This window comes from Stutzerimonas azotifigens (genome assembly GCF_013522725.1).
GTDB lineage: Bacteria > Pseudomonadota > Gammaproteobacteria > Pseudomonadales > Pseudomonadaceae > Stutzerimonas > Stutzerimonas azotifigens_A.
The window spans coordinates 143,378-167,409 of the sequence record NZ_JAAMRF010000011.1 but is presented as its reverse complement, the minus strand read 5'-3'; the positions used below and the strand labels follow the sequence as shown (position 1 = coordinate 167,409).

Genomic DNA, 24,032 nt, shown 5'->3' with positions numbered 1-24,032 from the left:
GTGCCGCGTTCTCTGAAAAAAGGTCCTTTTATCGATCTTCACCTACTGAAGAAGGTCGAGACGGCGGTTGAAAAGAATGATCGCAAGCCGGTGAAAACCTGGTCGCGTCGTTCGATGATTCTGCCGCAGATGGTCGGTCTGACCATCGCTGTCCACAACGGTCGCCAGCATGTCCCGGTCCTCGTGAACGAAGACATGGTCGGCCATAAACTCGGCGAGTTTGCTGGTACCCGCACTTATCGTGGGCACGTAGCAGACAAGAAAGGCAAGCGCTAAGGGGTAGGAATGATGGAAGTAGCCGCTAAGTTGTCGGGCGCTCGCATCTCCGCCCAGAAAGCCCGCCTGGTCGCCGACCAGATCCGCGGGAAGAAGGTGGGCGAAGCGCTCAACCTCCTGGCTTTCAGCAGTAAGAAAGCCGCCGAGATCATGAAGAAAGTGCTGGAGTCGGCCGTGGCCAACGCCGAGCACAACGAAGGCGCAGACGTCGATGACCTCAAGGTCTCCACTGTCTTCGTCAACGAGGGGCGTTCGCTGAAGCGCATCATGCCGCGAGCCAAAGGCCGCGCTGATCGCATCGTCAAGCGGTCTTGCCATATCACTGTCAAGGTTGCGGACAAGTAACGGAGTCGATCAGATGGGTCAGAAAGTACATCCCACTGGCATTCGCCTGGGAATCGTCAAGGAGCACACCTCCGTCTGGTACGCAGACGGTCGGACTTATGCGGACTATTTGCTCGCAGATCTGAATGTGCGTGAGTACCTCCAAGACAAACTAAAAAGCGCGTCCGTAAGCCGTATCGATATCCATCGTCCGGCTCAAACCGCACGCATCACCATCCACACCGCTCGTCCCGGCATCGTCATCGGGAAGAAGGGTGAGGACGTGGAGAAGCTGCGTCAGGACCTGACCAAGCAAATGGGTGTTCCGGTTCACATCAACATCGAAGAGATCCGCAAGCCGGAACTCGACGCCATGTTGGTTGCCCAGAGCGTAGCCCAGCAGCTGGAGCGTCGCGTGATGTTCCGTCGCGCCATGAAGCGCGCCGTACAGAACGCCATCCGCATTGGTGCCAAAGGCATCAAGATTCAGGTGAGCGGCCGCCTTGGCGGTGCTGAAATCGCTCGTACCGAATGGTATCGCGAAGGTCGTGTGCCCCTGCACACCCTGCGTGCGGATATCGATTACGCCACCTACGAAGCACACACCACTTACGGTGTGATCGGCGTCAAGGTCTGGATCTTCAAAGGCGAAGTGATTGGTGGTCGCCAAGAAGAGCTCAAGCCTCAAGCGCCTGCGCCTCGTAAAAAAGCTGCTAAATAAGGGGTACGCCAAATGTTGCAACCCAAGCGTACAAAATTCCGCAAGCAGATGACCGGCCACAACCGTGGTCTGGCTCAGCGCGGTAGCAAGGTCAGCTTCGGCGAGTTCGCGCTGAAGTCCGTCTCCCGTGGTCGTTTGACTGCGCGCCAGATCGAGGCCGCTCGTCGTGCCTTGACTCGTCACGTGAAGCGTGGCGGCAAGATCTGGATCCGTGTATTCCCCGACAAGCCGGTTACCAAGAAGCCCCTCGAAGTTCGTATGGGTAAAGGTAAGGGTAACGTCGAGTACTGGGTAGCCCAGATCCAGCCGGGCAAGGTGCTCTACGAGATCGAGGGTGTTTCCGAAGAGCTGGCGCGTGAGGCATTCGCCCTGGCTGCTGCAAAGCTGCCGCTCGCCACCTCCTTTGTTAAGCGGACGGTGATGTGATGAAAGCGAATGAACTTCGTGAAAAATCCGCTCAGCAGCTGAACGAGCAATTGCTCGAGCTGCTGCGCGACCAGTTCAATCTGCGTATGCAGAAAGCGACTGGCCAGTTGGGGCAGTCTCACCTGCTCTCGCAAGTCAAGCGCGACATCGCTCGTGTCAAGACTGTGCTCAACCAGCAGGCAGGTAAGTGATCATGGCTGAAGCTCAGAAAACCATTCGTACGCTGACCGGACGTGTCGTCAGCGACAAGATGGACAAGACCATCACCGTTCTGATCGAGCGCCGCGTCAAGCACCCGATCTACGGTAAATACGTGAAGCGTTCGACCAAGCTGCACGCCCACGACGAAACCAACCAGTGCCGTATCGGCGACAAGGTCACCATCCGCGAGACTCGTCCGCTGGCCAAGACCAAGTCCTGGATGCTGGTTGACGTCGTCGAACGTGCCGTTGAAGTCTAAGGGCTAAGGGTCGGAGAAATTATATGATTCAGACTCAATCCATGCTCGATGTGGCCGACAACAGCGGTGCCCGTCGCGTCATGTGCATCAAGGTGCTCGGCGGTTCCCATCGCCGTTACGCCGGTATTGGCGACATCATCAAGGTCACGATCAAGGAAGCGATTCCGCGTGGCAAGGTGAAGAAGGGTCAGGTAATGACCGCTGTCGTCGTCCGTACCCGTCATGGCGTTCGTCGTGCAGACGGCTCCATCATTCGTTTCGACGGCAACGCTGCTGTTCTGCTGAACAACAAGCAGGAGCCGATCGGCACGCGTATCTTCGGGCCCGTGACGCGTGAACTTCGCTCTGAGAAGTTCATGAAGATCGTCTCGCTCGCCCCAGAAGTGCTGTAAGGAGTAGCCGCATGCAAAAGATTCGTCGCAACGACGAGATCATCGTCATCGCCGGCAAAGACAAGGGTAAGCGCGGTAAGGTGCTCAAGGTTCTCGCTGACGACCGTCTGGTCGTCGGTGGGGTCAACCTCGTCAAGCGCCACACCAAGCCGAACCCGATGTCGGGCGTTCAGGGCGGTATCGTCGAGAAAGAGGCGCCTCTGCACGTCTCTAACGTTGCCATTTTCAATGGCGAAACCAACAAGGCCGACCGCGTGGGTTTCAAGGTTGAAGAAGGCAAGAAAATTCGTGTCTTCAAGTCGACCCAAAAGCCGGTTGACGCTTGAGACTGCTTAGGTAAATGACCATGGCACGACTAAAAGAAGTTTATCGGAAGGAAATCGCGCCCAAGCTGAAGGAAGAACTTCAGCTTGCGAACGTGATGGAAGTTCCGCGCATCACCAAAATCACCCTCAACATGGGTCTTGGCGAAGCGATCGGTGACAAGAAAATCATCGAAAACGCTGTAGCCGATCTTGAGAAGATCACCGGTCAGAAGGTCGTCGTGACCCATGCCCGCAAGTCTATCGCTGGCTTCAAGGTCCGCGAAGGCTGGCCGATCGGCGTCAAGGTCACTCTGCGTCGCGATCGTATGTACGAGTTCCTGGATCGTCTGCTTTCCATCTCCCTGCCGCGCGTGCGTGACTTCCGCGGCCTGAATGCCAAATCCTTCGATGGACGTGGCAACTACAGCATGGGTGTGAAAGAGCAGATCATTTTCCCGGAAATCGATTACGACAAGATCGATGCGCTGCGTGGCCTAGACATCACCCTGACCACGACCGCTCGGACGGATGACGAAGGTCGCGCTCTGCTGCGCGCTTTCAAATTCCCGTTCCGTAACTGATTGGAGTAGGCACATGGCAAAGCAAAGCATGAAGAACCGCGAGCTGAAGCGTCAGCAGACGGTTGCCAAGTACGCCCAGAAGCGTGCGGCGCTCAAGGCTGTCATCGCCAACCCGAACTCCACACCGGAAGCGCGCTGGGAAGCTCAGGTTTCCCTGCAGAAGCAGCCACGTGACGCCAGCGCCTCGCGCCTGCGTAACCGCTGCCGCCTGACCGGGCGTCCGCATGGCGTTTACCGCAAGTTCGGTCTTGCGCGTAACATGCTGCGCCAGGCCGCTATGCGTGGGGACGTTCCGGGTCTGGTCAAGGCCAGCTGGTAAGTTCCAGGCCAGGCTCGCCGCTTACGCGGTGAGCTCAGGTTTCAATCAAGCCCCTTATGGGGCTTGATTCGTTTATGGGTAGTCTCTAGAATGTCCGGCTCGCCTGAGCCTGGCATTTTCCTGTCTGCGCAAAGAGCAGGCGACAAAGAGCCTCCAGAAGGCTGTTTCTTTTTATCAGGAGCCACAAGCCCATGAGTATGCAGGACCCGTTAGCGGACATGCTAACTCGTATCCGTAATGCCCAGATGGCTGAAAAGTCTGTCGTAAGCATGCCGTCTTCCACGCTGAAGGTGGCGGTAGCCAATGTTCTCCAGAGCGAAGGCTACATCACGGGTTACCAGGTCAGCAGCGACGCCAAGCCGCAGCTGTCCATCGAGCTTAAGTATTTCGAGGGCCGTCCGGTCATCGAGGAACTAAAGCGCGTCAGCCGTCCTGGCCTTCGCCAGTACAAATCCGTCGATCAACTGCCGAAAGTTCGCGGTGGTCTGGGCGTTTCGATCGTCTCCACCAACAAAGGTGTGATGACTGACCGTGCTGCTCGTGCCGCTGGCGTTGGCGGCGAAGTGCTCTGCACTGTGTTCTAAGGGGGGATAAGCATGTCTCGCGTTGCTAAGAACCCCGTCAAGCTGCCCGCTGGCGTTGAAATCAAGCTGGCCGGCCAGCAGTTGTCGGTGAAGGGTGCCAAGGGCGCTCTCGAACTGAATGTTCATCCCTCCGTGGAAGTCACTCAGGAAGCCGGTGAGCTGCGTTTTGCCGCCCGTAACGGCGATCAGCAAAATCGCGCCATGGCCGGTACTACCCGTGCACTGGTAAACAACATGGTAATCGGCGTCAGCCAGGGCTTCGAGCGCAAGCTCCAACTGGTTGGTGTTGGTTACAAGGCGCAAGCCAAAGGTCAAGTGCTCTCGCTGGCTCTGGGCTTCTCGCACCCGGTGGACTACGAACTGCCGCAAGGCGTTACCGCTGAGACCCCCAGCCAGACCGATATCCTGATCAAGGGTGTCGACAAGCAGCTGGTCGGTCAGGTGGCCGCTGAAATCCGTGATTTCCGTCGTCCTGAGCCTTACAAGGGCAAAGGCGTGCGTTACTCGGATGAAGTGGTCCGTCGTAAAGAAGCCAAGAAAAAGTAGGGCATAGCAAATGAGCGTAAAGAAAGAAACTCGTCTGCGTCGCGCTCGCAAGGCACGCCTGAAGATGCGCGAGCTGGAAACCGTGCGCCTTTGCGTGCACCGCTCCGCTCAGCACATCTACGCCCAGGTCATTTCGGCCGACGGCGGCAAGGTGCTGGCCAGCGCTTCGACTCTGGACAAAGAGCTGCGTGAAGCAGCGACCGGCAACGTCGACGCTGCCAAGAAGGTTGGTCAGTTGGTGGCTGAGCGTGCGAAAGCCGCCGGCGTCACCCAGGTCGCATTCGACCGTTCTGGCTTCAAGTACCACGGTCGTGTCAAGGCACTGGCTGATGCTGCTCGTGAAGGCGGGCTGGAGTTCTAAGTTATGGCAAATAACGAGCAAAAGCGCGACGAAGGCTACATCGAGAAGCTTGTTCAGGTTAATCGCGTCGCCAAAACCGTAAAGGGTGGTCGTATCTTCACCTTCACCGCGCTGACTGTCGTCGGTGATGGCAAGGGTCGTGTCGGCTTCGGTCGTGGCAAGTCCCGCGAAGTGCCTGCTGCGATTCAGAAGGCCATGGAAGCTGCGCGCCGCAACATGATCCAGGTCGACCTGAACGGTACCACTCTGCAGTATCCGGTGAAGTCCGCTCACGGCGCTTCGAAGGTGTACATGCAGCCAGCATCCGACGGTACCGGTGTCATCGCCGGTGGTGCCATGCGCGCCATCCTTGAAGTCGCTGGCGTGCACAACGTTCTGGCCAAGTGCTATGGCTCCACCAACCCGGTCAACGTGGTTCACGCTACGTTCAAAGGGCTGAAAGCCATGCAGTCGCCTGAATCTGTTGCTGCCAAGCGTGGCAAGAGCGTCGAGGAGATTTTTTGATCATGGCTAATACCGTCAAGGTCACGCTGATCAAGAGCGTCAGCGGTCGCATCCCCAATCACAAGCTGTGCGTCAAGGGTCTCGGCCTGCGTCGCATTGGTCACACCGTAGAAGTTCAGGACACCCCTGAAAATCGCGGCATGATCAACAAGGCTTATTACATGCTCCGTGTGGAGGGCTAAGCCATGCAACTGAACGATCTGCGTTCCGCGCCGGGTGCCCGTCGCGAAAAGCTGCGTCCGGGCCGTGGTATCGGTAGCGGTCTGGGCAAGACTGGCGGCCGCGGCCACAAGGGGCAGACTTCCCGCTCCGGCGGCACCATCGCTCCCGGCTTCGAGGGCGGCCAGCAGCCTCTGCATCGTCGCCTGCCGAAGTTCGGCTTTACCTCGCTCAAGGCCATGGACCGCGCAGAAGTGCGTACGTCCGAACTGGCCAAGGTCGAGGGCGATGTCGTGACCGTGCAAAGCCTGAAGGATGCCAACGTCATCAACCAGAACGTACAGCGTGTGAAAGTCATGCTGTCGGGCGAGGTTGGTCGTGCGGTCACCCTGAAGGGCATTGGTGCCACCAAAGGCGCACGTGCGGCTATCGAAGCAGCTGGCGGCAAGTTCGAGGACTAAATGGCTAAGCAAGGTGCTCTCTCCGCGTTGAGTAACGGTGGGCTGTCCGAGCTCTGGGCACGTCTGCGCTTTCTGTTCATGGCGATTATCGTCTATCGGATAGGCGCACATATCCCGGTGCCAGGGATCAACCCTGACCGGCTCGCCGAACTGTTCCGACAGAATGAGGGAACCATCCTTAGCTTGTTCAACATGTTCTCCGGCGGCGCGCTGGAGCGGATGAGTATCTTTGCGTTGGGGATCATGCCGTACATTTCGGCGTCGATCATCATGCAGCTCATGACCGCTGTCAGCCCGCAGCTGGAGCAGTTGAAGAAAGAAGGCGAGTCTGGTCGACGCAAGATCAGTCAGTACACCCGTTACGGGACGCTGCTGCTCGCTTTCGTTCAGGCAATCGGCATGTCCGTGGGGCTCGCCGGACAGGGCGTGGCGTTCAGCAACGACTTCGGCTTCTACTTCGTAGCGGTCACGACGTTCGTTTCGGGTGCCATGTTCATGATGTGGCTGGGTGAGCAGATCACCGAGCGAGGGGTGGGCAACGGTATCTCGATGCTCATCTTCGCCGGGATCGTGGCTGGCCTGCCGGGTGCTTTCGGGCAGTCGTTCGAGTCGGCGCGGCAGGGTGATATTAATATCATCGCGCTGCTCGGTATCGGGCTTCTGGCCGTCGCGATCATCGGTTTCGTGGTGTTCATCGAGCGTGGCCAGCGGCGGATCGCCGTGCACTACGCCAAGCGTCAGCAGGGCCGTAAGGTTTTTGCTGCGCAGACCAGCCACCTGCCGCTGAAGGTCAACATGGCGGGCGTGATTCCGGCGATTTTCGCCAGCAGCCTGCTGTTGTTCCCCGCTTCGCTGGGTACCTGGTTCGGGCAGTCCGAAGGTCTGGGCTGGCTGCAGGACATCTCCCAGGCCATCGCGCCGGGGCAGCCGTTGAATATTTTGCTGTTTAGTGCAGGGATCATTTTCTTCTGCTTCTTCTACACGGCACTGATGTTCAACCCGAAGGATGTGGCCGAGAACCTGAAAAAGTCTGGTGCCTTTATCCCGGGTATTCGCCCAGGTGAGCAGTCTGCGCGCTATATCGATGGCGTAATGACTCGTCTGACCATGTTCGGTGCCCTTTACATTACGGCCGTCTGCCTGCTTCCGCAGTTCCTTGTGGTGGCGGCTAATGTACCGTTCTACCTTGGCGGGACCTCGTTGCTGATCGTGGTTGTGGTTGTCATGGACTTCATGTCCCAAGTGCAATCGCATCTGATGTCGCACCAGTACGAGTCCCTGATGAAAAAAGCCAACCTGAAGGGTTATGGCGGCGGAATGATCCGCTGAGATACCCGTAAGGTTCGAGGAGTTGGTGATGAAAGTTCGTGCATCGGTCAAAAAGCTGTGCCGTAACTGCAAAATCATCCGTCGCGACGGTGTCGTGCGGGTGATCTGCAGCGCAGAGCCGCGTCACAAGCAGCGCCAAGGCTGATTGTGGATCCAGCGTAAGAGCCCGGCAGCTAGTGTGCTGCCGGGTTGAATATTTGTTATTACAGCGCTAATATCTCGCGCCCTATTTCTTGGCTTCCGGGGCGTAGGTAGCTGTCAATTGGAGTTTCACTGAATGGCCCGTATTGCAGGCGTCAACATTCCGGATAACAAGCACACTGTTATCTCGCTGACCTACATCTACGGTGTAGGCCGCACTCGTGCACAGGAAATCTGTGCCGCTACCGGTGTCAATCCGGCGGCGAAGATCAAGGATCTCTCCGACGAGCAGGTTGAACTGCTGCGCGGCGAAGTCGGCAAATTCATCGTTGAGGGCGACCTGCGTCGCGAAGTCAACATGAAAATCAAGCGCTTGATGGACCTGGGTTGCTATCGCGGCCTGCGTCATCGTCGTGGTCTTCCGGTCCGCGGCCAGCGTACCAAGACCAACGCCCGTACCCGCAAGGGCCCGCGCAAGCCGATCCGCAAGTAATCGCGTAGGAATTTAGTCATGGCAAAACCTGCTGCTCGTCCTCGTAAGAAAGTAAAAAAGACGGTGGTTGATGGCATCGCCCACATCCACGCGTCGTTCAACAACACCATCGTCACCATCACGGATCGTCAGGGCAACGCCCTGTCCTGGGCTACCTCCGGTGGTTCGGGCTTCCGTGGCTCGCGCAAGAGCACTCCATTCGCTGCCCAGGTGGCGGCTGAGCGCGCCGGTCAGGCTGCGCTGGAGTACGGTCTGAAGAACCTCGACGTCAATGTCAAGGGTCCAGGTCCGGGTCGTGAGTCCGCCGTTCGTGCTCTGAACGGCTGTGGCTACAAAATCGCCAGCATCACCGACGTGACGCCGATCCCGCACAACGGGTGCCGTCCGCCGAAGAAGCGCCGCGTGTAATCAGGAGACAGTGAAAAATGGCTCGTTATATTGGTCCCAAGTGCAAACTGTCTCGTCGTGAAGGCACCGATCTCTTTCTGAAGAGTGGTGCGCGCGCGCTCGAATCCAAGTGCAACATCGAAACGCCTCCGGGCGTACACGGTCAGCGCCGTGGTCGCCTGTCGGATTACGGCACTCAGCTGCGTGAAAAGCAGAAAGTGCGCCGTATCTATGGCGTCCTCGAGCGTCAGTTCAGCGGTTACTACAAGGAAGCTGCCAGCCGCAAGGGCGCTACCGGCGAGAACCTGCTGCAGCTGCTCGAGTGCCGTCTGGACAACGTCGTATACCGTATGGGCTTCGGTTCCACTCGCGCGGAATCGCGCCAGCTGGTGTCGCACAAGTCCATCACGGTTAACGGTCAGACCGTGAACATCCCGTCGTACCAGGTCAAGGCCGGTGACGTGGTTGCTGTTCGCGAGAAGTGCCGCAATCAGCTGCGCATCGCCCAGGCCCTCGATCTCTGCGCCCAGCGCGGCCGTGTGGAGTGGGTCGACGTGGACGCCGAGAAGAAATCCGGTGTGTTCAAGAGTGTGCCGGCCCGCAGCGATCTGTCCGCCGACATCAACGAAAACCTGATTGTCGAGCTCTACTCCAAGTAAGGGCTAGAAAATAGGTGTATCCATGCAGAGTTCGGTAAATGAGTTCCTGACCCCCCGCCATATTGATGTGCAGGTGGTCAGTCCGACCCGCGCCAAGATTACGCTCGAGCCTCTCGAGCGTGGTTTCGGCCATACCCTGGGCAACGCGCTGCGTCGCATTCTGTTGTCCTCCATGCCCGGCTGCGCTGTGGTCGAGGCTGAGATCGACGGTGTGCTCCACGAGTACAGCGCCATCGAGGGCGTTCAGGAAGACGTCATTGAAATCCTGCTCAACCTCAAGGGAATCGCCATCAAGCTTCACGGCCGTGATGAAGTGACCCTGAGCCTGGTGAAGAAGGGTGCGGGCGCTGTAACCGCAGCCGATATCCAACTGGATCATGATGTTGAAATCGTCAATGGCGATCACCTGATCGCCAATCTGGCGTCCAACGGTGCGCTCAACATGAAGCTCAAGGTCGCTCGCGGCCGCGGTTATGAGCCTGCAGATGCGCGTCAGAGCGATGAAGACGAAAGCCGTAGTATTGGCCGTCTGCAGCTCGACGCCACCTTCAGCCCGGTTCGCCGCGTGGCTTATGTTGTTGAGAACGCCCGTGTCGAGCAGCGTACCAACCTGGACAAGCTGGTCATCGATCTGGAAACCAACGGCACCCTGGATCCTGAAGAAGCGATCCGTCGTGCTGCCACCATCCTCCAGCAGCAGCTGGCCGCGTTCGTCGACCTCAAGGGCGACAGCGAGCCGGTGGTTGTGGAACAGGAAGACGAGATCGATCCGATCCTGCTGCGCCCGGTCGACGACCTGGAGCTGACCGTACGTTCGGCCAATTGCCTGAAGGCAGAAAACATCTACTACATCGGTGACCTGATTCAGCGCACCGAAGTCGAGCTGTTGAAAACGCCGAACCTGGGCAAGAAGTCCCTGACCGAAATCAAGGATGTTCTGGCTTCGCGCGGTCTGTCCCTCGGTATGCGCCTCGACAACTGGCCGCCGGCAAGTCTCAAGAAGGACGATAAGGCTACGGCCTGATCGCCAATAGTCACCGAACTGTACGTTTGGTAAGGAATTTCAATCATGCGTCATCGTAAAAGTGGCCGGCATCTGAGCCGCACCAGCGCACACCGCAAGGCCATGTTTCAGAACATGGCAGTGTCGCTGTTCGAGCACGAACTGATCAAAACCACCCTGCCCAAGGCCAAGGAACTGCGTCGCGTTGCCGAGCCGCTGATCACCCTGGCCAAAGAAGACAGCGTAGCCAACCGCCGTCTGGCGTTCGACCGCACCCGTTCGAAGGCCATCGTTGGCAAGCTGTTCAACGATCTGGGCAAGCGCTATGCCACCCGTCAGGGCGGTTATCTGCGTATCCTCAAGTGCGGTTTCCGCGCTGGCGACAACGCGCCTATGGCGTACGTCGAGCTGGTTGACCGTCCGGTCACTGGCGAAGTCGAAGCTGCTGCCGAGTAAGGCAGCGTGCTTTTAGAAAAACCGGGCCTGGCCCGGTTTTTTTATGCTTGTGGTTTTGTGCTTTTTCTATCGGGTGGCTTGAATCAATAAATTGGGGCTTTTCCTCTGTTCTCCTTATCGTAGCGTCTATACCGCAGCGGCGGATTTACCTAAGGAGCTTAAGCATGAGCGATCGTCTCACTCTCACCACAGCCAGCGGTGCGCCCGTTGCTGATAACCAAAATTCACGCTCCGCTGGTCCTCGCGGCCCGCTGCTGCTGGATGATTTTCATCTGATTGAAAAGCTAGCTCATTTCAACCGGGAGGTAATTCCCGAGCGTCGTGTGCATGCCAAAGGCTCGGGCGCATACGGTACCTTCAGCGTTACGACTGCTGATATCACCCGCTATAGCAGCGCCAAGCTGTTCGAGTCGGTTGGCAAGCAGACCCCGATGTTTCTGCGCTTCTCCACCGTGGGCGGCGAGCGGGGTTCGGCCGATACCGAGCGCGATCCGCGCGGCTTCGCGGTGAAGTTCTACACCGAAGAGGGCAACTGGGATGTGGTGGGCAACAACACTCCGGTGTTCTTCCTGCGCGATCCGATCAAGTTTCCGGACTTCATCCACACCCAAAAACGTGATCCCTGGACGAACTTGAAGAGTCCGCAAATGATGTGGGATTTCTGGTCGTTGTCGCCAGAATCGCTGCATCAGGTGACCGTTCTGTTTTCAGATCGCGGCATTCCTGACGGCTATCGTTTCATGCACGGATTCGGCAGCCACACTTTCAGCCTGATTAATGCGCAGGGCGAGCGGCATTGGGTCAAGTGGCACTACAAGTCGATGCAGGGCATCAAGAATCTAGCGCCTGACGAAGCTGCCCGGTTGGCCGGTACCGACCCCGATTACGCCCAGCGCGACCTGTTTCAGGCGATCGAGCGCGGCGAGTTCCCGAAGTGGCGCGTGTGTATGCAGGTGATGAGCGAGGCGCAGGCCAACGAGCACCGCGAAAACCCGTTCGACGTGACCAAGACCTGGTCGCAGAAGGAGTTCCCGCTGATCGAGGTGGGCGTGATAGAGCTCAACCGCAACCCGCAGAACTATTTTGCCGAGGTCGAGCAGGCGGCTTTCGCGCCAAGCAACGTGGTGCCCGGAGTCGGTCTTTCGCCGGACCGCATGCTGCAGGGGCGCGTATTCGCTTACGCCGATGCGCATCGCTATCGCATCGGTACCAACCATCAGCAACTGCCGGTCAACGCGCCACGTTGCCCATACCAGAACTACCAGCGTGACGGGGCGATGCGCTTCGACGGTAATGGCGGGTCGGCGGCCAACTACGAGCCGAACAGCTACGCCAATGCGCCGAAGCAGGCACCGCAGTATGCCGAGCCGCCACTGGCGCTCAGTGGTGCGGCCGATCGCTACGACCATCGTATGGATGATGACTATTACAGCCAGGCCGGCGCGCTGTTCCGCCTGATGAATGCCGAACAGCAGGCATTGCTGATCAGCAACATCACTGGAGCCATGCAGTCGGTGACGCGCGACGTGCAGCTGCGACAGCTGGCACACTTCGCCAAGGCCGATCCGGCCTACGGCGCCGGTGTCGCCCAGGGGCTGGGTATCGACACCAGTCAGGTCGTCTGACGGTCGAGGCGACATGAAAAAGCCGGGCGCTAGCCCGGCTTTTCTTTACCCCTCGATCAGGCCCTGTCGCGTTCGAGGAGCGGCTTGAGGAAGTGGCCGGTGTGCGACTGGGTCATCGCGGCGACCTCTTCTGGGGTGCCGCAGGCGATGATCTGGCCGCCTTTGGAGCCTCCTTCCGGACCCAAATCCACCAGCCAGTCGGCCGTTTTGATCACATCCAGGTTGTGCTCAATGACTACCACCGTATTGCCGTGATCGCGCAGTCGATGAAGGACATCGAGCAGCTGCTGGATATCGGCGAAATGCAGGCCCGTGGTCGGCTCGTCAAGGATATAGAGCGTCTTGCCGGTGTCACGCTTGGACAACTCGCGTGACAGCTTCACCCGCTGGGCTTCGCCTCCGGACAGTGTCGTGGCACTCTGGCCGAGCTTGATGTAGGACAGGCCGACATCCATCAACGTCTGCAATTTGCGCGCAATAGCCGGCACGGCGTCGAAAAAGTCGCGCGCTTCTTCGATGGTCATGTCGAGTACTTCGGTGATGCTCTTGCCCTTGTATTTCACTTCCAAGGTCTCGCGGTTATAGCGCTTGCCCTTGCACACGTCGCATGGCACGTAGATGTCCGGCAGAAAGTGCATCTCCACCTTGATGACGCCGTCGCCCTGGCAGGCCTCGCATCGCCCGCCCTTGACGTTGAACGAAAATCGGCCCGGGCCATAACCGCGCGAGCGCGCTTCGGGCACGCCAGCGAACAGCTCGCGTATCGGGGTGAACAGCCCGGTATAGGTGGCCGGGTTGGAGCGGGGCGTGCGGCCGATCGGGCTCTGGTCGATGTCGACCACCTTGTCCAGGTGCTGAAGGCCGTCGAAGCTGTCGTAAGGCGCGACCTCCAGCGTACTGGCGCCGTTGAGGGCGGTGGCGGTGATCGGGAACAGGGTGTTGTTGATCAGCGTCGATTTGCCCGAGCCCGAGACGCCAGTGATGCAGGTCAGCAATCCGACCGGGATCTCGAGGTCGACATTCTGCAGATTGTTGCCGCGTGCGCCCTTGAGAACCAGCTGCTTCTTCTTGTCGCGCGGCGTGCGCTGCGGTGGATAGAGGATCTTGACCCGGCCGGAGAGGTACTTGCCTGTGAGCGAGTCGGGGTGCGCCATGACCTCGTCAGGCGTGCCCTCGGCGACGATCTGGCCGCCATGCACACCGGCGCCCGGCCCGATGTCGACCACGTAGTCGGCCAGGCGAATGGCGTCCTCGTCGTGCTCGACCACGATTACCGTGTTGCCTAGATTGCGCAGGTGGGTGAGGGTCCCGAGCAGGCGCTCGTTATCGCGCTGATGCAGGCCGATCGAAGGCTCGTCGAGGATGTACATCACGCCGACCAGGCCAGCGCCGATCTGGCTGGCCAGGCGGATACGCTGTGCTTCGCCACCGGACAGGGTGTCGGCGCTGCGGTCCAGGGTCAGGTAGTCAAGCCCGACATTGACCAGGAATTCCAGTCGTTCGCGGATCTCCTTCAGGATCTTGTCGGCGATCTCCCCGCGGCGCCCGCTCAGGTGAAGCCCGCCGAAGTATTCGCATGCATCGCCAACCGGCAGGCCGGTGACCGCCGGCAGTGTCTTGTCGCCCACCCACACGTGGCGTGCCTCGCGCCGCAGGCGGGTGCCCCGGCACTCGGGGCAGGGCTGGGTGCTGAGGTACTTGGCCAGCTCTTCGCGCACGGTGTTCGATTCGGTTTCGCGATAGCGCCGCTCGAGGTTCGGCACGATGCCTTCGAACGGATGCGAGCGGCGAACGATGTCGCCGCGGTCGTTGAGGTAGCGGAATTCGATGCTTTCGCGCCCGCTGCCGCGCAGGATCACTTTCTGCTGCTCGGCAGGGAGGCTGTCGAAAGGTTCGTCCAGGCTGAAGCCGTAGTGCGAGGCGAGTGAGCCGAGCATCTGGAAGTAATAGACGTTGCGCCGATCCCAGCCGCGGATCGCGCCCTCGGCGAGGGTCAGTTCTCCATTGACCAGGCGCTTGGCGTCGAAGAACTGTTTGACCCCGAGGCCATCACAGGTGGGGCAGGCGCCGGCCGGGTTGTTGAAGGAGAACAGCTTGGGCTCGAGTTCGCTGATCGAGTGGCCGCAGATCGGACAGGCAAAGCGCGCGGAGAAGATCATCTCCTCGTCGGTGGCGTCCTCCTCCATCGAGGCGACCAGGGCGATTCCATCGGCCAGCTTCAAGGCTGTCTCGAAGGACTCGGCCAGGCGCTGCTGAAGATCCTCGCGTACCTTGAAGCGATCCACCACGACGTCGATCGAATGCTTCTTCTGCTTGTCCAGCTTGGGCAGTTCGTCGAGCTCGTAAAGCCTGCCGTTGACCCGGGCGCGAACGAAGCCCTGCGCGCGCAGTTCGTCGAAGACGGCCAGGTGTTCTCCCTTGCGCTCGCGGATCACCGGGGCGAGCAGCATCAGCTTGCGGCCTTCGGGCAATGCCAGTACCTGGTCGACCATCTGGCTGACGGTCTGCGCCTCGAGCGGAGCGTCGTGGTCCGGGCAGCGCGGTGTGCCGACACGCGCGTAGAGCAGGCGCAGGTAGTCGTAGATCTCGGTGATGGTGCCAACCGTGGAACGCGGGTTGTGCGATGTGGATTTCTGCTCGATGGAGATCGCCGGCGACAGACCCTCGATGGTGTCGACGTCGGGCTTTTCCATCATCGAGAGGAATTGCCGCGCGTACGCCGAGAGCGATTCGACATAACGGCGTTGACCCTCGGCATAGAGCGTGTCGAAGGCCAGGGAGGATTTGCCGGAACCGGACAGGCCGGTAATCACGATCAGCTTGTCGCGCGGCAGGGTCAGGTCGATGTTCTTGAGGTTATGGGTACGTGCCCCACGAATCAGAATCTTGTCCAAAACAGCCTCGCATGGCGGGCGAAAACCCGAAAGTATACGGCCAGCGGCGACGCAGCAGCAAAACAGCGGCGCCTGTGACGATGGGGGGAGGGCTGATAGAATCGCCGCCGGTCAATCACACGAGAACTCACATGCAGGATCCGTACAGCGAGCGCATGAGCTCCAGGGAAACCCGTGCGGCGGGTGGGCTGGCACTCGTATTCGCTTTTCGCATGCTCGGCATGTTCATGGTTCTCCCGGTACTGGCAACCTACGGCATGGACCTCGCCGGAGCGACGCCTGCCCTCATCGGCCTGGCCATTGGTGCATATGGTTTGACCCAAGCGGTGCTGCAAATTCCGTTCGGCGTGCTTTCCGATCGCATCGGGCGGTTGCCGGTGATCTACGCCGGCTTGCTGATCTTCGCTGCGGGTGCGGCGCTTGCGGCTACGGCCGACTCGATCTGGATGGTGATCGCGGGGCGCGTATTGCAAGGCGCCGGGGCGATTTCTGCGGCGGTGATGGCGTTGCTGTCCGACCTCACACGCGAGCAACACCGCACCAAGGCCATGGCCATGATCGGCATGAGCATTGGCCTGTCCTTCGCCGTGGCAATGGTGGTTGGGCCGCTGCTGACCCGCGCCTACGGCCTGTCGGGGTTGTTCTGGGTTACCTCGGGGATGGCGTTGCTGGGCATCGTCGTCGTCGCTCTGATGCCGCGTGCTGAAAAACATGTGCAGCATCGGGAATCCGGTGTGGCGCGCCAGGCCATGGGTGTGACACTTCGTCACCCTGACCTGCTAAGGCTCGATTTCGCCATCCTGGCCCTGCATGCCATCCTGATGGCCAGCTTCGTCGCGCTGCCGCTGGCCCTGGTCGAGCAGGGCGGATTACCCAAGGAGCAGCACTGGTGGGTCTATCTGACGGCGCTGCTGGTCGGTTTCTTCGGGATGATTCCCTTCATCATCTATGGCGAAAAGAAGCGTCGCATGCGTAGCGTGCTCATCGGCGCCGTGGTCGTGCTATTTGCATGCGAGCTGTTCTTCTGGCGCTTCGGCGGCAACCTCCATGGGCTGGTTATCGGAACCGTCGTGTTCTTCACCGCATTCAACCTGCTGGAGGCCTCGCTGCCTTCGCTGATCAGCAAGGTGGCGCCGGCCGGTGGCAAGGGCACGGCCATGGGGGTCTACTCCACCAGCCAGTTCCTCGGCGCGGCGCTCGGCGGGATCATGGGGGGCTGGCTGTACCAGCATTACGGACTGTCCGGCGTGTTTCTCGGTTGCGCGGCGCTGGCTCTTCTCTGGCTGGGCTTTGCTGTTACTATGCGCGAACCGCCTTATGTCACCAGCCTGCGTGTGCCGCTGAGCACAGCCGCCCTTGCCGAAGCAGGCCTGGCCGAGCGCTTGAAGGCAATCCCCGGTGTGGCGGATGCCGTCGTGGTGGCAGATGAAGCCGCCCTGTATATCAAGATGGACACTCAACAATTGGACCGTACCTCGCTCGAGCGCCTGATCCAGGCGGCGCCGGTGACGTGCTGAAGCTAGGAGAACGTTATGGCCCGTGGGGTTAACAAAGTCATTCTGGTGGGTACCTGCGGACAGGATCCCGAAACCCGTTACCTGCCCAGTGGCAATGCCGTGACCAACCTGAGTCTGGCCACCAGCGAGCAGTGGACCGACAAGCAGACCGGGCAGAAGGTCGAGAAGACCGAATGGCACCGTGTCGCACTGTTCGGCAAGGTGGCCGAGATCGCTGGCGAATACCTGCGCAAGGGTTCGCAGGTCTACATCGAGGGCAAGCTGCAGACCCGCGAGTGGGAAAAGGACGGTGTGAAGCGTTACACCACCGAAATCATCGTCGACATGCAAGGCACCATGCAGCTGCTCGGTGGCCGCAACAACGACAGCGGCGATTCCGCACCGCGCCAGTCCCAACCGCGTCCGCAGCGCGAGCCTCAGCAGGCGCCACGCCAGCAGCCGCAGCCTGCCGCGCAGCAGCCCGCCCCGGACTACGACAGCTTCGACGACGACATCCCGTTCTAAGGAGCTGTTCTAGCCAATGCGAATGCGCCTGATGCTGTTGGGCGGCGGCAATGCCCTGGGTCAGGCGCTGATCCGCCTTGGCGCCGAGGAAGACATCGGATTCCTCGCGCCGCGCCCGCCGGAGCAGGGCTGGGACGCGCCCAGCCTGACCCAGCTGCTGGACATCAACCGACCGGACGTGGTCGTCAACCTCGCCTATTACTTCGACTGGTTCCAGCGCGGACAGGCCGACGAGCGCTCGCTGGCTGCCCAGGGACGTGCTGTCGAGCGCCTGGCCGAGCTGTGCCAGCACTATGGGCTGGTGTTGCTGCAGCCTTCGAGCTACCGGGTATTCGATGGTTCGCGGGCGACCGCCTATGGCGAGAAGGACGAGCCGGCGCCGCTCGACGCCCGTGGGCATGCCCTCTGGCGTCTCGAGCAAAGCGTACGTGCGCTGTGCCCGCGGCATGTCCTGCTGCGATTCGGCTGGTTGCTCGACGACAGCGCCGATGGGCTGCTGGGGCGGTTCCTCGAGCGGCTGGAGCATGACGAGCCGCTGTACCTGGCGGACGATCGACGCGGCAATCCAACGCCGGTTGACGACGCGGCGCGGGTCATCCTTGCGGTCCTCAAGCAGCTCGACTGCACGGCCCCGCTCTGGGGCACCTACCACTATGGCGGACACGAAGCGGCGACACCGCTGGTGGTGGGACAGGCGGTCTACAGCGAGGCTGGGCAGTTCCGACGGCCCAGGTTGCAGGAGCTCACGCCGATGGCTCATGCCGATCTGCCCGACGCGGCGACCGAGCCGCAGCACGGCGTGCTTGCCTGCAAGAAAATCTTCAACACCTTCGGCATCAAGCCTCGCGCCTGGCGTTCGGGCTTGCCGAGCCTACTGGATCGCTATTACCGCCATGACTGATGCACCCATCCTGGTCACCGGTGGCGCCGGTTTCATCGGCTCCAACCTGATCGATGCACTCCTCGCGCAAGGTCATCAGGTGCGTGTGCTCGACGATCTGTCCACCGGCAAGCGCAGCAATCTGCCGGATGACTCCCGTCTGCAGTTCATCGAGGGCAGCGTGGCCGATGCTTCTCTGGTCGAGCGGGCGGTTGATGGCTGCCGGGCCGTGGTTCACCTCGCTGCGGTGGCTTCGGTGCAAGCGTCGGTGGACGATCCGGTCGGTACCCATCAGAGCAATTTCATCGGTACGCTCAACGTCTGTGAGGCCATGCGCAGGGCAGGCGTGCGCCGCGTGCTGTTCGCTTCCAGCGCGGCGGTCTACGGCAACAATGGCGACGGCGGTGCGGTCGACGAGGACACGCCCAAGGCGCCTTTGACGCCCTATGCCGCGGACAAGCTGGCCAGCGAGCATTATCTGGAGTTCTACCGGCGGCGGCACGGCCTGGAGCCGGCGATCTTTCGCTTCTTCAATATCTACGGGCCGCGGCAGGATCCGTCCTCGCCCTATTCCGGGGTGATCAGCATCTTCACCGAGCGGGCGCAGAAGGGTTTGCCGATCAGCGTCTTTGGCGATGGCGAGCAGACGCGGGACTTCTTTTATGTCGCCGACCTGGTGTCGATACTTCAGCAGGCGCTGGACGTGCCGGTGGTGGAGGAGGGGGCGGTCAACGTAGGACTCAACCATGCGACCAGCCTCAATCAGCTGCTGGCCGATATCGGGGCGGTCTCCGGGGGGCTGCCCCCCGTGAAGCATTTGCCGGCCCGCCTGGGTGATATCCGCCACTCATGCGCCAACAACGCTCGGTTGTTGCAGCGCTACCGGATGCCGCCTGCCACCGAGATGAGAGAAGGGCTGGCGCGTCTGCTGTCGTCCTGATCCGGGATCTTCCAAAAGCGAAAACAGGCGCCTCGAGGGCGCCTGTTTCGTTTTTGCGGCTGGCTTAGAACTTGTAGCCCAGGCCGACCATGTAGACCATCGGGTCGACATCGACGTCGACCTTTAAACGACCCACGCCGTCGAGGTGGGTGTAGCCGGTTGTGTCGATATCGATGTAGCGCACCTGTGCGTTGATCATCAGGTTGTCGCTGAGCATGTAGTCCATGCCGACCTGGGCGGCGAAGCCCCAGGAGTTCTTCAGGCTCAGCCCATCGAAGCCCTTGGCCTCTGCGCTGCTGGAGACCGACTCATCGAAGAACCAGGTGTAGTTGATACCGGCGCCGACATAGGGCTGGAAGGCCGACTTGGTGTCGAGCGGGTAGTAGACCAGGCTCAGGGTCGGTGGCAGCTGCTTGATGTCCCCGAGCTTGCCGTTGAGCGCGTCCAGGCCCGCCGGTGAGCCCTTGATGCCGACGCTGTGGCTGAACGGGGTGGCGGCCAGCAGCTCGATACCGACCCGGTCGGTCAGCATGTAGGCGAAGTTCAGACCCAGTTGGGTGTCGCTGTCCAGTGTGGCTTGTCCGCCAAGGTCGCCGAGAGCGCCGTGCTTGATGCCCGAGCTGTCCTCGCGAGCGTCGACGGTGACGGCGCCCGCCCGAACGATGATGTCGCCGGCCTGATGTGCCTGGGCCAGAGGGGCGGTAAGTGCCATGGCGAGCACGGAAAGGGTGATCAGGGACTTGCGCATAGTGAACTCCATCGAGCAGGTGTGTTGCGACTGAGGCACATGGTAGGTCGCTGCGTCAGGAGCGCTTTGATCCAGCTCAATAAAGCCTGCCGGCCTGCGCGGAGGGAGTCGGTTGCGTTGTGCTCTGCTTGCAGATGATAATGTTTCTCTTTCTGAATCTGCTGCTGCATCCCATTGTCAGTATCGATGCAAACTGGCACTGCATTCGTTGACTATTGTTATAACATAACGCTTCGTTTCGCGAACCCGAGGGTCCACTCCGCATGAATCTGTACCCGACTCGCTTGCTCGCAGGCGTCCTGTTGTCGTTCTGTCTGCCGTTGCAGGCTGCCCCGCTGGACGAGGCTCTCGACGAGAGTCAGCGCCTGGCGGCCGAGGCGAAGGCCTCCCAGGCACGGATCGAGCAGCTGGACGATGCTGCCAGACAGGCGCTTCTCGACTACCGCAGCGCCGTTCAGCAAGCCGAGGCGTTGAAGGCCTACAACGAACAGCTGCGCGAGCTCACCGCAGCGCAGCGCAAGGAACTCGAAGGTTTCCAGCGTCAGCTCGACAATATCGAGCGCACTCAGGAAGCCGTCACGCCGCAAATGAGCCGGATGGTCCAGGTATTGGGCGAATTCATCGCGGCGGATCTGCCGTTCCTGCCGGACGAACGCGCCGATCGGCTGGCACAGCTGCAGGACATGCTGCCGCGTGCGGACATCAGCCTGGCCGACAAATACCGCCGCATCCTCGAGGCCTATCAGATCGAAAGCGATTACGGCCGCACGCTGGAGGCCTGGCGCGGCGAGCTTGGCGAGGGCGACGCGACACGCAGCGTCGAATTCTTCAGGCTCGGCCGCGCAATGCTCTATTACCAGACCCTCGATGCCCACGAGAGTGGCTGGTGGAATCCCAAGGCCCAGCGCTGGGAAGTGCTCGACGGTAGTGCCCGACGACCGCTTACCCAGGCCATCGCAATTGCCCGGCAGCAACAGGCACCCGCCTATCTGCAGTTGCCGGTGAAAACCCTGGCCCAGGAGGCCGCGCAATGAGTCGTCTGTTCTTCCTGCTGTTCGTTGGCCTGGCGCCCGCCCTGGCGCAGGCCGCCGATCCCCTCACGCCCGACCAGCTGCTACAGCGCATTCGCAGCGATCGCGCCGCTGAAGTCGCCGCTATGCAGCAGCGCGAGCAGGCATTCCTTGCCGATCGCAGCGAGCAGTCCCGTCTGTTGTCGCAAGCTCAGGCCGAGTTGAACAAGCAGAAGGCAGAGGCTGAGCGACTGAAGGCCGATTTCGATCGTCAGGAAGCGGAGCTGGGCGAACAGGAAAAATTGCTGTCTCAGCGGGTCGGCCACCTGGGTGAGCTGTTCGGCGTGGTGCGCCAAAGCGCCGGGGATATTTCCGGGCAGTGGCAGGACAGCATGCTCAACGTGCAATACCCCGAGCGCGTCAAGCGCTTACGTGCCTTGGCCGAGAGCCGCGCTCTGCCGTCGGCCGAAGACCTGGACGGCTTCTGGATGACCCTGCTCGAAGATCTCGCAGCCAGCGGCCGAGTCGAGCGTGTCGAGCTGCCTGTGGTGGCCGCCGATGGCAGCCGCAGCCGGCAGTCGGTATTGCGCGTTGGTACCTTCTCCGCGTTTACCGATGACAGCTTCCTGCGTTACGACGCCGACACGGGCGATCTGCTGGCTCCGGCTCGGCAGCCGTCCGGGCAGGGGATGGTGCGCGATTATCTGAACAGCGATGCCGAGCTCGCCACGCTGCCGGTCGACCCCAGTCGCGGCACTTTGCTGGCCCAGCTGCAGCGTCAGCCGAATCTGTGGGATCGCGTTCAGCAGGGCGGTCTGGTGGGCTGGGTGATCATTGCCTTGGGGGTGTTCGGCCTGCTGTTGGCCATTTGGCGGATGGTCTATCTCGCTGGCGTCGGGCGCAAGGTCAGCCGCCAGGTCCGTGAACTGAGCACGCCGCGCGACGACAACCCGCTGGGTCGCGTCATCGGCGTGCTGGGCCCTAAGCCGCAGCTGGCGGATCTGGAAACCCTGGAGCTCAAGCTGGACGAGGCGATTCTGCAGGAAACGCCGCCGCTCGAGCGGGGCCAGCCGCTGCTCAAGCTGCTCAGTGCCGTGGCGCCGCTGCTCGGGTTGCTGGGCACCGTGACCGGCATGATCGTCACCTTCCAGGCCATTACCCAGAGCGGTGGCGGCGATTCCCGGCTGATGGCCGACGGCATCTCGCAGGCCCTTGTGACCACCGTGCTCGGCTTGGTGGTGGCCATTCCGCTGCTGTTCCTGCACAGCCTGCTGGCCAGCCGCAGCAAGGCGCTGATCCAGATGCTGGAGCAGCAGAGCGCCGGTTTGATCGCACTGCACCTGTCTGGAGCGCCGCGCCGTGACTGATTTCCACACCCACTGGCTGCGGCTGGTCGACAGCGGTTATGCGTTGCTCGACTTCATGGCTGCGGGCGGCATGGTGATGTGGGCCCTGGCGGCACTCTGCGTGGTCTATTGGACGCTGGTGTTCGAGCGGCTGTGGTTCATGCGTCGGGTGTTCCCGCGCTGGGTCGAGGAACGCCGCGCCGCCTGGCATCGGCTGGAACTCAGCCACAGCCGCCAGCGTGCCGTGCGCAGTGCCTGGCTGGCGCAGGCCCAGCAGCAGCTGACCATGCCGTTGCGGCTGAGCAAGACGCTGGTGGCGATGTATCCGCTGCTCGGCCTGCTCGGCACCGTCACCGGCATGATCGCGGTGTTCGACGTGTTGGCGCTCAACGGCACCGGCAACCCGCGCGGTATGGCTGCGGGCGTATGGCAAGCGACCTTGCCGACCATGGCCGGCATGGTGCTGGCCATTACCGGACTTTTCAGCCTGGCGCGCCTCGAGCGAAACGCGCGGCAGGCTCTCGACCGGCTGGCCGACCAGCTGCGTCACGATTGAGGATGTTCTGATGCGAATGCGTCGTCACCATTACCAGCAGGAAGAAGACACCGGCATCGACCTCACGCCGATGCTCGATGTGGTCTTCATCATGCTGATCTTCTTCATCGTCACCAGCTCCTTCATCAGGGAGTCGGGTGTCGAAGTGCAGCGGCCCCAGGCCGATACGGCCAGCGCCCAGGACAAGGGCAACATCCTGATCGCGGTGACCGCCGACGGCCAGGTCTGGATCGACAAGCAGCCGGTCGACGTGCGCAGCGTTCGTGCCCACGTCGAGAAGATGCGGGTCGATCAGCCTGATGGCGCCGTGGTGGTTCAGGCCGACCAGGATGCGCGTACCGGGCTGGTGGTCCAGGTCATGGATCAGGCGCGCCTGGCCGGTGTGCAGGATGTCGCGCTGGCGGCCAGCGCGGGAGGGCGGTGATGCGCCTGGGGTTGTCCTTCATCGGCGCCTGCCTCATGGCACTGGCGCTCTTCGCCCTGATGCTGAGCATGGTCTCGCCACCACGCAGCATGGTCGAGGACGATCCGGTGGCGATCGCCAATTTCGTGCGCATGGACAACCGCAGCAGCGAAAGCTCGCCCCGCTCTCGGCAGCAGGCGCCCGAACCGCCACAGCCGAAGACACCGCAGCCACCGACGCCTCCGACCCCGGCGATGAGCACGCCCAACGCCAGCCTGCCGAAGCTCGATCTGGACATGCCGAATATCGATACCGGGGTCGCCGTCGCTGCGGCGCCCACACCGAGCCTTTCCGGGTTGACCGCCGCTGCGCCGGCTCCCGCACCGGCCCCCGCGCCCGCGGCACCGTCCAGCCCGGCGGCGCCCGCGGCACAGTCCGGCGGACCCGAGCAGGAGGTCACACCGCTCAACGACATACGGCCGGAGTATCCCTACCGAGCCCGGCAGCAGGGGATTGAGGGCCACATCAAGCTGGCGTTCACCATCACGCCCCAGGGGCGGGTCGAAAACATCCGCGTGCTCGAAGCGTCGCCGCGTAATGTGTTCGATCGCGAGGCCCGGCGTGCGGCGGCGCGTTGGCGTTTCGCACCGCGCACCGAGGGCGGCGCTGCGGTATCGCGCGAAGCGGTCAAAACCTTGCACTTCAAACTCGAAGGAGGCTGA

At 61.2% G+C, this 24,032-nt stretch carries 35 protein-coding genes; 33 read left to right on the top strand and 2 right to left on the bottom strand.

Translation table 11 applies throughout. From position 1 onward, the window contains the following. The 24 genes from rpsS to G7026_RS19785 all read left to right on the top strand — a co-directional run bounded on the left by rpsS (nucleotide 1) and on the right by G7026_RS19785 (nucleotide 12,512). Nucleotides 1-276, top strand: a complete 276-nt coding sequence (gene rpsS / locus G7026_RS19900) for a 30S ribosomal protein S19 (protein ID WP_138408816.1) — start codon at nucleotides 1-3, stop codon at nucleotides 274-276. A 12-nt stretch (nucleotides 277-288) separates the two neighbouring features. Further along, nucleotides 289-621, top strand: a complete 333-nt coding sequence (gene rplV / locus G7026_RS19895) for a 50S ribosomal protein L22 (protein ID WP_003103908.1) — start codon at nucleotides 289-291, stop codon at nucleotides 619-621. Nucleotides 622-634: 13 nt separating this feature from the next. After that, on the top strand, nucleotides 635-1,321 hold the full coding sequence (gene rpsC / locus G7026_RS19890; RefSeq protein WP_138408817.1) for a 30S ribosomal protein S3: 687 nt from the start codon (nucleotides 635-637) through the stop codon (nucleotides 1,319-1,321). A gap of 12 nt (nucleotides 1,322-1,333) precedes the next feature. Then, entirely contained in the window at nucleotides 1,334-1,747 is a 414-nt protein-coding gene (gene rplP, locus G7026_RS19885; RefSeq protein WP_028238758.1) for a 50S ribosomal protein L16, read from the top strand. Continuing rightward, a complete protein-coding gene (gene rpmC, locus G7026_RS19880; protein WP_003289209.1) occupies nucleotides 1,747-1,938 on the top strand; it encodes a 50S ribosomal protein L29 in 192 nt (63 codons plus the stop codon). Before rplP ends, rpmC begins: the two co-directional genes overlap by 1 nt. A 2-nt stretch (nucleotides 1,939-1,940) precedes the next feature. Then, complete coding sequence (gene rpsQ, locus G7026_RS19875) at nucleotides 1,941-2,207, top strand: 30S ribosomal protein S17 (RefSeq protein WP_138408818.1); 267 nt, start codon at nucleotides 1,941-1,943, stop codon at nucleotides 2,205-2,207. 23 nt (nucleotides 2,208-2,230) lie between these two features. Continuing rightward, complete coding sequence (gene rplN / locus G7026_RS19870; protein WP_181072729.1) at nucleotides 2,231-2,599, top strand: 50S ribosomal protein L14; 369 nt, start codon at nucleotides 2,231-2,233, stop codon at nucleotides 2,597-2,599. Nucleotides 2,600-2,610: 11 nt separating this feature from the next. Beyond that, nucleotides 2,611-2,925, top strand: coding sequence for a 50S ribosomal protein L24 (rplX, locus tag G7026_RS19865; RefSeq protein ID WP_003293031.1), 315 nt, complete (start codon nucleotides 2,611-2,613; stop codon nucleotides 2,923-2,925). 20 nt (nucleotides 2,926-2,945) lie between these two features. Beyond that, nucleotides 2,946-3,485: a 50S ribosomal protein L5 gene (rplE, locus tag G7026_RS19860; protein WP_138408819.1), complete on the top strand. Its 540-nt coding sequence runs from the start codon at nucleotides 2,946-2,948 to the stop codon at nucleotides 3,483-3,485. A 13-nt stretch (nucleotides 3,486-3,498) separates the two neighbouring features. After that, nucleotides 3,499-3,804, top strand: a complete 306-nt coding sequence (gene rpsN, locus G7026_RS19855) for a 30S ribosomal protein S14 (protein ID WP_138408820.1) — start codon at nucleotides 3,499-3,501, stop codon at nucleotides 3,802-3,804. A 191-nt stretch (nucleotides 3,805-3,995) separates the two neighbouring features. After that, nucleotides 3,996-4,388, top strand: a complete 393-nt coding sequence (gene rpsH, locus G7026_RS19850) for a 30S ribosomal protein S8 (RefSeq protein WP_181072727.1) — start codon at nucleotides 3,996-3,998, stop codon at nucleotides 4,386-4,388. A gap of 12 nt (nucleotides 4,389-4,400) precedes the next feature. After that, nucleotides 4,401-4,934 carry a 50S ribosomal protein L6 gene (gene rplF, locus G7026_RS19845; RefSeq protein ID WP_181072725.1) on the top strand — a complete coding sequence of 178 codons (534 nt, stop codon included), beginning with the start codon at nucleotides 4,401-4,403 and terminating at the stop codon, nucleotides 4,932-4,934. A 10-nt stretch (nucleotides 4,935-4,944) separates the two neighbouring features. Next, nucleotides 4,945-5,295, top strand: coding sequence for a 50S ribosomal protein L18 (gene rplR / locus G7026_RS19840; protein WP_181072723.1), 351 nt, complete (start codon nucleotides 4,945-4,947; stop codon nucleotides 5,293-5,295). Between the two features lie 3 nt (nucleotides 5,296-5,298). Then, complete coding sequence (gene rpsE / locus G7026_RS19835) at nucleotides 5,299-5,799, top strand: 30S ribosomal protein S5 (RefSeq protein ID WP_181072720.1); 501 nt, start codon at nucleotides 5,299-5,301, stop codon at nucleotides 5,797-5,799. 2 nt (nucleotides 5,800-5,801) lie between these two features. Beyond that, a complete protein-coding gene (gene rpmD, locus G7026_RS19830; RefSeq protein WP_003281818.1) occupies nucleotides 5,802-5,981 on the top strand; it encodes a 50S ribosomal protein L30 in 180 nt (59 codons plus the stop codon). A 3-nt stretch (nucleotides 5,982-5,984) separates the two neighbouring features. Next, entirely contained in the window at nucleotides 5,985-6,419 is a 435-nt protein-coding gene (rplO, locus tag G7026_RS19825; protein WP_138408825.1) for a 50S ribosomal protein L15, read from the top strand. Next, nucleotides 6,420-7,748 carry a preprotein translocase subunit SecY gene (secY, locus tag G7026_RS19820; RefSeq protein WP_181072719.1) on the top strand — a complete coding sequence of 443 codons (1,329 nt, stop codon included), beginning with the start codon at nucleotides 6,420-6,422 and terminating at the stop codon, nucleotides 7,746-7,748. 28 nt (nucleotides 7,749-7,776) lie between these two features. Then, nucleotides 7,777-7,893, top strand: coding sequence for a 50S ribosomal protein L36 (rpmJ, locus tag G7026_RS19815; protein WP_003281814.1), 117 nt, complete (start codon nucleotides 7,777-7,779; stop codon nucleotides 7,891-7,893). Between the two features lie 132 nt (nucleotides 7,894-8,025). Beyond that, nucleotides 8,026-8,382, top strand: coding sequence for a 30S ribosomal protein S13 (rpsM, locus tag G7026_RS19810; RefSeq protein ID WP_003289190.1), 357 nt, complete (start codon nucleotides 8,026-8,028; stop codon nucleotides 8,380-8,382). A gap of 18 nt (nucleotides 8,383-8,400) precedes the next feature. Further along, entirely contained in the window at nucleotides 8,401-8,790 is a 390-nt protein-coding gene (rpsK, locus tag G7026_RS19805; RefSeq protein ID WP_002555466.1) for a 30S ribosomal protein S11, read from the top strand. A 17-nt stretch (nucleotides 8,791-8,807) separates the two neighbouring features. Further along, nucleotides 8,808-9,428, top strand: coding sequence for a 30S ribosomal protein S4 (rpsD, locus tag G7026_RS19800; protein ID WP_138408827.1), 621 nt, complete (start codon nucleotides 8,808-8,810; stop codon nucleotides 9,426-9,428). A 22-nt stretch (nucleotides 9,429-9,450) separates the two neighbouring features. Next, nucleotides 9,451-10,452, top strand: coding sequence for a DNA-directed RNA polymerase subunit alpha (locus G7026_RS19795; protein ID WP_138408828.1), 1,002 nt, complete (start codon nucleotides 9,451-9,453; stop codon nucleotides 10,450-10,452). Nucleotides 10,453-10,497: 45 nt separating this feature from the next. Continuing rightward, entirely contained in the window at nucleotides 10,498-10,887 is a 390-nt protein-coding gene (gene rplQ, locus G7026_RS19790) for a 50S ribosomal protein L17 (RefSeq protein ID WP_102824664.1), read from the top strand. Between the two features lie 164 nt (nucleotides 10,888-11,051). After that, nucleotides 11,052-12,512 (top strand): catalase, encoded by a 1,461-nt coding sequence (locus G7026_RS19785; RefSeq protein ID WP_181072717.1) that lies wholly within the window; start codon nucleotides 11,052-11,054, stop codon nucleotides 12,510-12,512. Nucleotides 12,513-12,568: 56 nt separating this feature from the next. Here G7026_RS19785 and uvrA read toward each other — a convergent pair whose 3' ends face one another. Further along, complete coding sequence (uvrA, locus tag G7026_RS19780; RefSeq protein ID WP_181072715.1) at nucleotides 12,569-15,406, bottom strand: excinuclease ABC subunit UvrA; 2,838 nt, start codon at nucleotides 15,404-15,406, stop codon at nucleotides 12,569-12,571. A gap of 131 nt (nucleotides 15,407-15,537) precedes the next feature. On the opposite strand from uvrA, the gene G7026_RS19775 reads away from it, so the two are divergent. From G7026_RS19775 to G7026_RS19760, 4 genes are read left to right on the top strand one after another with little or no spacing between them, the layout of a single operon-like run. Further along, nucleotides 15,538-16,923 carry an MFS transporter gene (locus G7026_RS19775; protein WP_181072713.1) on the top strand — a complete coding sequence of 462 codons (1,386 nt, stop codon included), beginning with the start codon at nucleotides 15,538-15,540 and terminating at the stop codon, nucleotides 16,921-16,923. Between the two features lie 15 nt (nucleotides 16,924-16,938). Next, nucleotides 16,939-17,427, top strand: coding sequence for a single-stranded DNA-binding protein (locus G7026_RS19770; protein WP_181072711.1), 489 nt, complete (start codon nucleotides 16,939-16,941; stop codon nucleotides 17,425-17,427). A 16-nt stretch (nucleotides 17,428-17,443) separates the two neighbouring features. After that, nucleotides 17,444-18,328, top strand: a complete 885-nt coding sequence (locus tag G7026_RS19765) for a sugar nucleotide-binding protein (protein ID WP_181072709.1) — start codon at nucleotides 17,444-17,446, stop codon at nucleotides 18,326-18,328. Continuing rightward, complete coding sequence (locus G7026_RS19760) at nucleotides 18,321-19,247, top strand: NAD-dependent epimerase/dehydratase family protein (protein ID WP_181072707.1); 927 nt, start codon at nucleotides 18,321-18,323, stop codon at nucleotides 19,245-19,247. Before G7026_RS19765 ends, G7026_RS19760 begins: the two co-directional genes overlap by 8 nt. 64 nt (nucleotides 19,248-19,311) lie before the next feature. Here the strand turns inward: G7026_RS19760 and G7026_RS19755 are convergent, their stop codons facing one another. After that, entirely contained in the window at nucleotides 19,312-19,995 is a 684-nt protein-coding gene (locus G7026_RS19755; protein ID WP_181072705.1) for an OmpW/AlkL family protein, read from the bottom strand. A 263-nt stretch (nucleotides 19,996-20,258) separates the two neighbouring features. Here G7026_RS19755 and G7026_RS19750 point away from each other — a divergent pair, with 263 nt between their 5' ends. From G7026_RS19750 to G7026_RS19730, 5 genes are read left to right on the top strand one after another with little or no spacing between them, the layout of a single operon-like run. Then, entirely contained in the window at nucleotides 20,259-21,029 is a 771-nt protein-coding gene (locus tag G7026_RS19750) for a DUF3450 domain-containing protein (RefSeq protein WP_181072704.1), read from the top strand. Next, nucleotides 21,026-22,372, top strand: coding sequence for a MotA/TolQ/ExbB proton channel family protein (locus G7026_RS19745; RefSeq protein ID WP_181072703.1), 1,347 nt, complete (start codon nucleotides 21,026-21,028; stop codon nucleotides 22,370-22,372). The genes G7026_RS19750 and G7026_RS19745 overlap by 4 nt, the downstream gene beginning before the upstream one ends. Continuing rightward, nucleotides 22,365-22,907, top strand: coding sequence for a MotA/TolQ/ExbB proton channel family protein (locus tag G7026_RS19740; protein WP_181072702.1), 543 nt, complete (start codon nucleotides 22,365-22,367; stop codon nucleotides 22,905-22,907). The genes G7026_RS19745 and G7026_RS19740 overlap by 8 nt, the downstream gene beginning before the upstream one ends. A 10-nt stretch (nucleotides 22,908-22,917) precedes the next feature. Beyond that, a complete protein-coding gene (locus G7026_RS19735; protein ID WP_138408857.1) occupies nucleotides 22,918-23,331 on the top strand; it encodes an ExbD/TolR family protein in 414 nt (137 codons plus the stop codon). Further along, nucleotides 23,331-24,032 (top strand): energy transducer TonB, encoded by a 702-nt coding sequence (locus tag G7026_RS19730; RefSeq protein WP_181072701.1) that lies wholly within the window; start codon nucleotides 23,331-23,333, stop codon nucleotides 24,030-24,032. The genes G7026_RS19735 and G7026_RS19730 overlap by 1 nt, the downstream gene beginning before the upstream one ends.

What these genes read in the sequence shown, in the direction of transcription:
- secY (WP_181072719.1), top strand. Translation starts at nt 6,420, where the DNA reads ATGGCTAAGCAAGGTGCTCTCTCCGCGTTGAGTAACGGTGGGCTGTCC.
- G7026_RS19760 (WP_181072707.1), top strand. Translation starts at nt 18,321, where the DNA reads ATGACTGATGCACCCATCCTGGTCACCGGTGGCGCCGGTTTCATCGGC.
- rplQ (WP_102824664.1), top strand. Translation starts at nt 10,498, where the DNA reads ATGCGTCATCGTAAAAGTGGCCGGCATCTGAGCCGCACCAGCGCACAC.
- G7026_RS19770 (WP_181072711.1), top strand. Translation starts at nt 16,939, where the DNA reads ATGGCCCGTGGGGTTAACAAAGTCATTCTGGTGGGTACCTGCGGACAG.
- rpsC (WP_138408817.1), top strand. Translation starts at nt 635, where the DNA reads ATGGGTCAGAAAGTACATCCCACTGGCATTCGCCTGGGAATCGTCAAG.
- G7026_RS19735 (WP_138408857.1), top strand. Translation starts at nt 22,918, where the DNA reads ATGCGAATGCGTCGTCACCATTACCAGCAGGAAGAAGACACCGGCATC.
- rplE (WP_138408819.1), top strand. Translation starts at nt 2,946, where the DNA reads ATGGCACGACTAAAAGAAGTTTATCGGAAGGAAATCGCGCCCAAGCTG.
- rpmC (WP_003289209.1), top strand. Translation starts at nt 1,747, where the DNA reads ATGAAAGCGAATGAACTTCGTGAAAAATCCGCTCAGCAGCTGAACGAG.
- rpmJ (WP_003281814.1), top strand. Translation starts at nt 7,777, where the DNA reads ATGAAAGTTCGTGCATCGGTCAAAAAGCTGTGCCGTAACTGCAAAATC.
- rplF (WP_181072725.1), top strand. Translation starts at nt 4,401, where the DNA reads ATGTCTCGCGTTGCTAAGAACCCCGTCAAGCTGCCCGCTGGCGTTGAA.
- rpsE (WP_181072720.1), top strand. Translation starts at nt 5,299, where the DNA reads ATGGCAAATAACGAGCAAAAGCGCGACGAAGGCTACATCGAGAAGCTT.
- rpsM (WP_003289190.1), top strand. Translation starts at nt 8,026, where the DNA reads ATGGCCCGTATTGCAGGCGTCAACATTCCGGATAACAAGCACACTGTT.
- G7026_RS19730 (WP_181072701.1), top strand. Translation starts at nt 23,331, where the DNA reads ATGCGCCTGGGGTTGTCCTTCATCGGCGCCTGCCTCATGGCACTGGCG.
- rplP (WP_028238758.1), top strand. Translation starts at nt 1,334, where the DNA reads ATGTTGCAACCCAAGCGTACAAAATTCCGCAAGCAGATGACCGGCCAC.
- G7026_RS19775 (WP_181072713.1), top strand. Translation starts at nt 15,538, where the DNA reads ATGCAGGATCCGTACAGCGAGCGCATGAGCTCCAGGGAAACCCGTGCG.
- rpsK (WP_002555466.1), top strand. Translation starts at nt 8,401, where the DNA reads ATGGCAAAACCTGCTGCTCGTCCTCGTAAGAAAGTAAAAAAGACGGTG.
- rplX (WP_003293031.1), top strand. Translation starts at nt 2,611, where the DNA reads ATGCAAAAGATTCGTCGCAACGACGAGATCATCGTCATCGCCGGCAAA.
- rplV (WP_003103908.1), top strand. Translation starts at nt 289, where the DNA reads ATGGAAGTAGCCGCTAAGTTGTCGGGCGCTCGCATCTCCGCCCAGAAA.
- G7026_RS19745 (WP_181072703.1), top strand. Translation starts at nt 21,026, where the DNA reads ATGAGTCGTCTGTTCTTCCTGCTGTTCGTTGGCCTGGCGCCCGCCCTG.
- G7026_RS19755 (WP_181072705.1), bottom strand. Translation starts at nt 19,995, where the DNA reads ATGCGCAAGTCCCTGATCACCCTTTCCGTGCTCGCCATGGCACTTACC.
- rplO (WP_138408825.1), top strand. Translation starts at nt 5,985, where the DNA reads ATGCAACTGAACGATCTGCGTTCCGCGCCGGGTGCCCGTCGCGAAAAG.
- G7026_RS19750 (WP_181072704.1), top strand. Translation starts at nt 20,259, where the DNA reads ATGAATCTGTACCCGACTCGCTTGCTCGCAGGCGTCCTGTTGTCGTTC.
- rplN (WP_181072729.1), top strand. Translation starts at nt 2,231, where the DNA reads ATGATTCAGACTCAATCCATGCTCGATGTGGCCGACAACAGCGGTGCC.
- rplR (WP_181072723.1), top strand. Translation starts at nt 4,945, where the DNA reads ATGAGCGTAAAGAAAGAAACTCGTCTGCGTCGCGCTCGCAAGGCACGC.
- rpsH (WP_181072727.1), top strand. Translation starts at nt 3,996, where the DNA reads ATGAGTATGCAGGACCCGTTAGCGGACATGCTAACTCGTATCCGTAAT.
- rpmD (WP_003281818.1), top strand. Translation starts at nt 5,802, where the DNA reads ATGGCTAATACCGTCAAGGTCACGCTGATCAAGAGCGTCAGCGGTCGC.
- rpsQ (WP_138408818.1), top strand. Translation starts at nt 1,941, where the DNA reads ATGGCTGAAGCTCAGAAAACCATTCGTACGCTGACCGGACGTGTCGTC.
- G7026_RS19785 (WP_181072717.1), top strand. Translation starts at nt 11,052, where the DNA reads ATGAGCGATCGTCTCACTCTCACCACAGCCAGCGGTGCGCCCGTTGCT.
- G7026_RS19795 (WP_138408828.1), top strand. Translation starts at nt 9,451, where the DNA reads ATGCAGAGTTCGGTAAATGAGTTCCTGACCCCCCGCCATATTGATGTG.
- rpsN (WP_138408820.1), top strand. Translation starts at nt 3,499, where the DNA reads ATGGCAAAGCAAAGCATGAAGAACCGCGAGCTGAAGCGTCAGCAGACG.
- rpsD (WP_138408827.1), top strand. Translation starts at nt 8,808, where the DNA reads ATGGCTCGTTATATTGGTCCCAAGTGCAAACTGTCTCGTCGTGAAGGC.
- G7026_RS19765 (WP_181072709.1), top strand. Translation starts at nt 17,444, where the DNA reads ATGCGAATGCGCCTGATGCTGTTGGGCGGCGGCAATGCCCTGGGTCAG.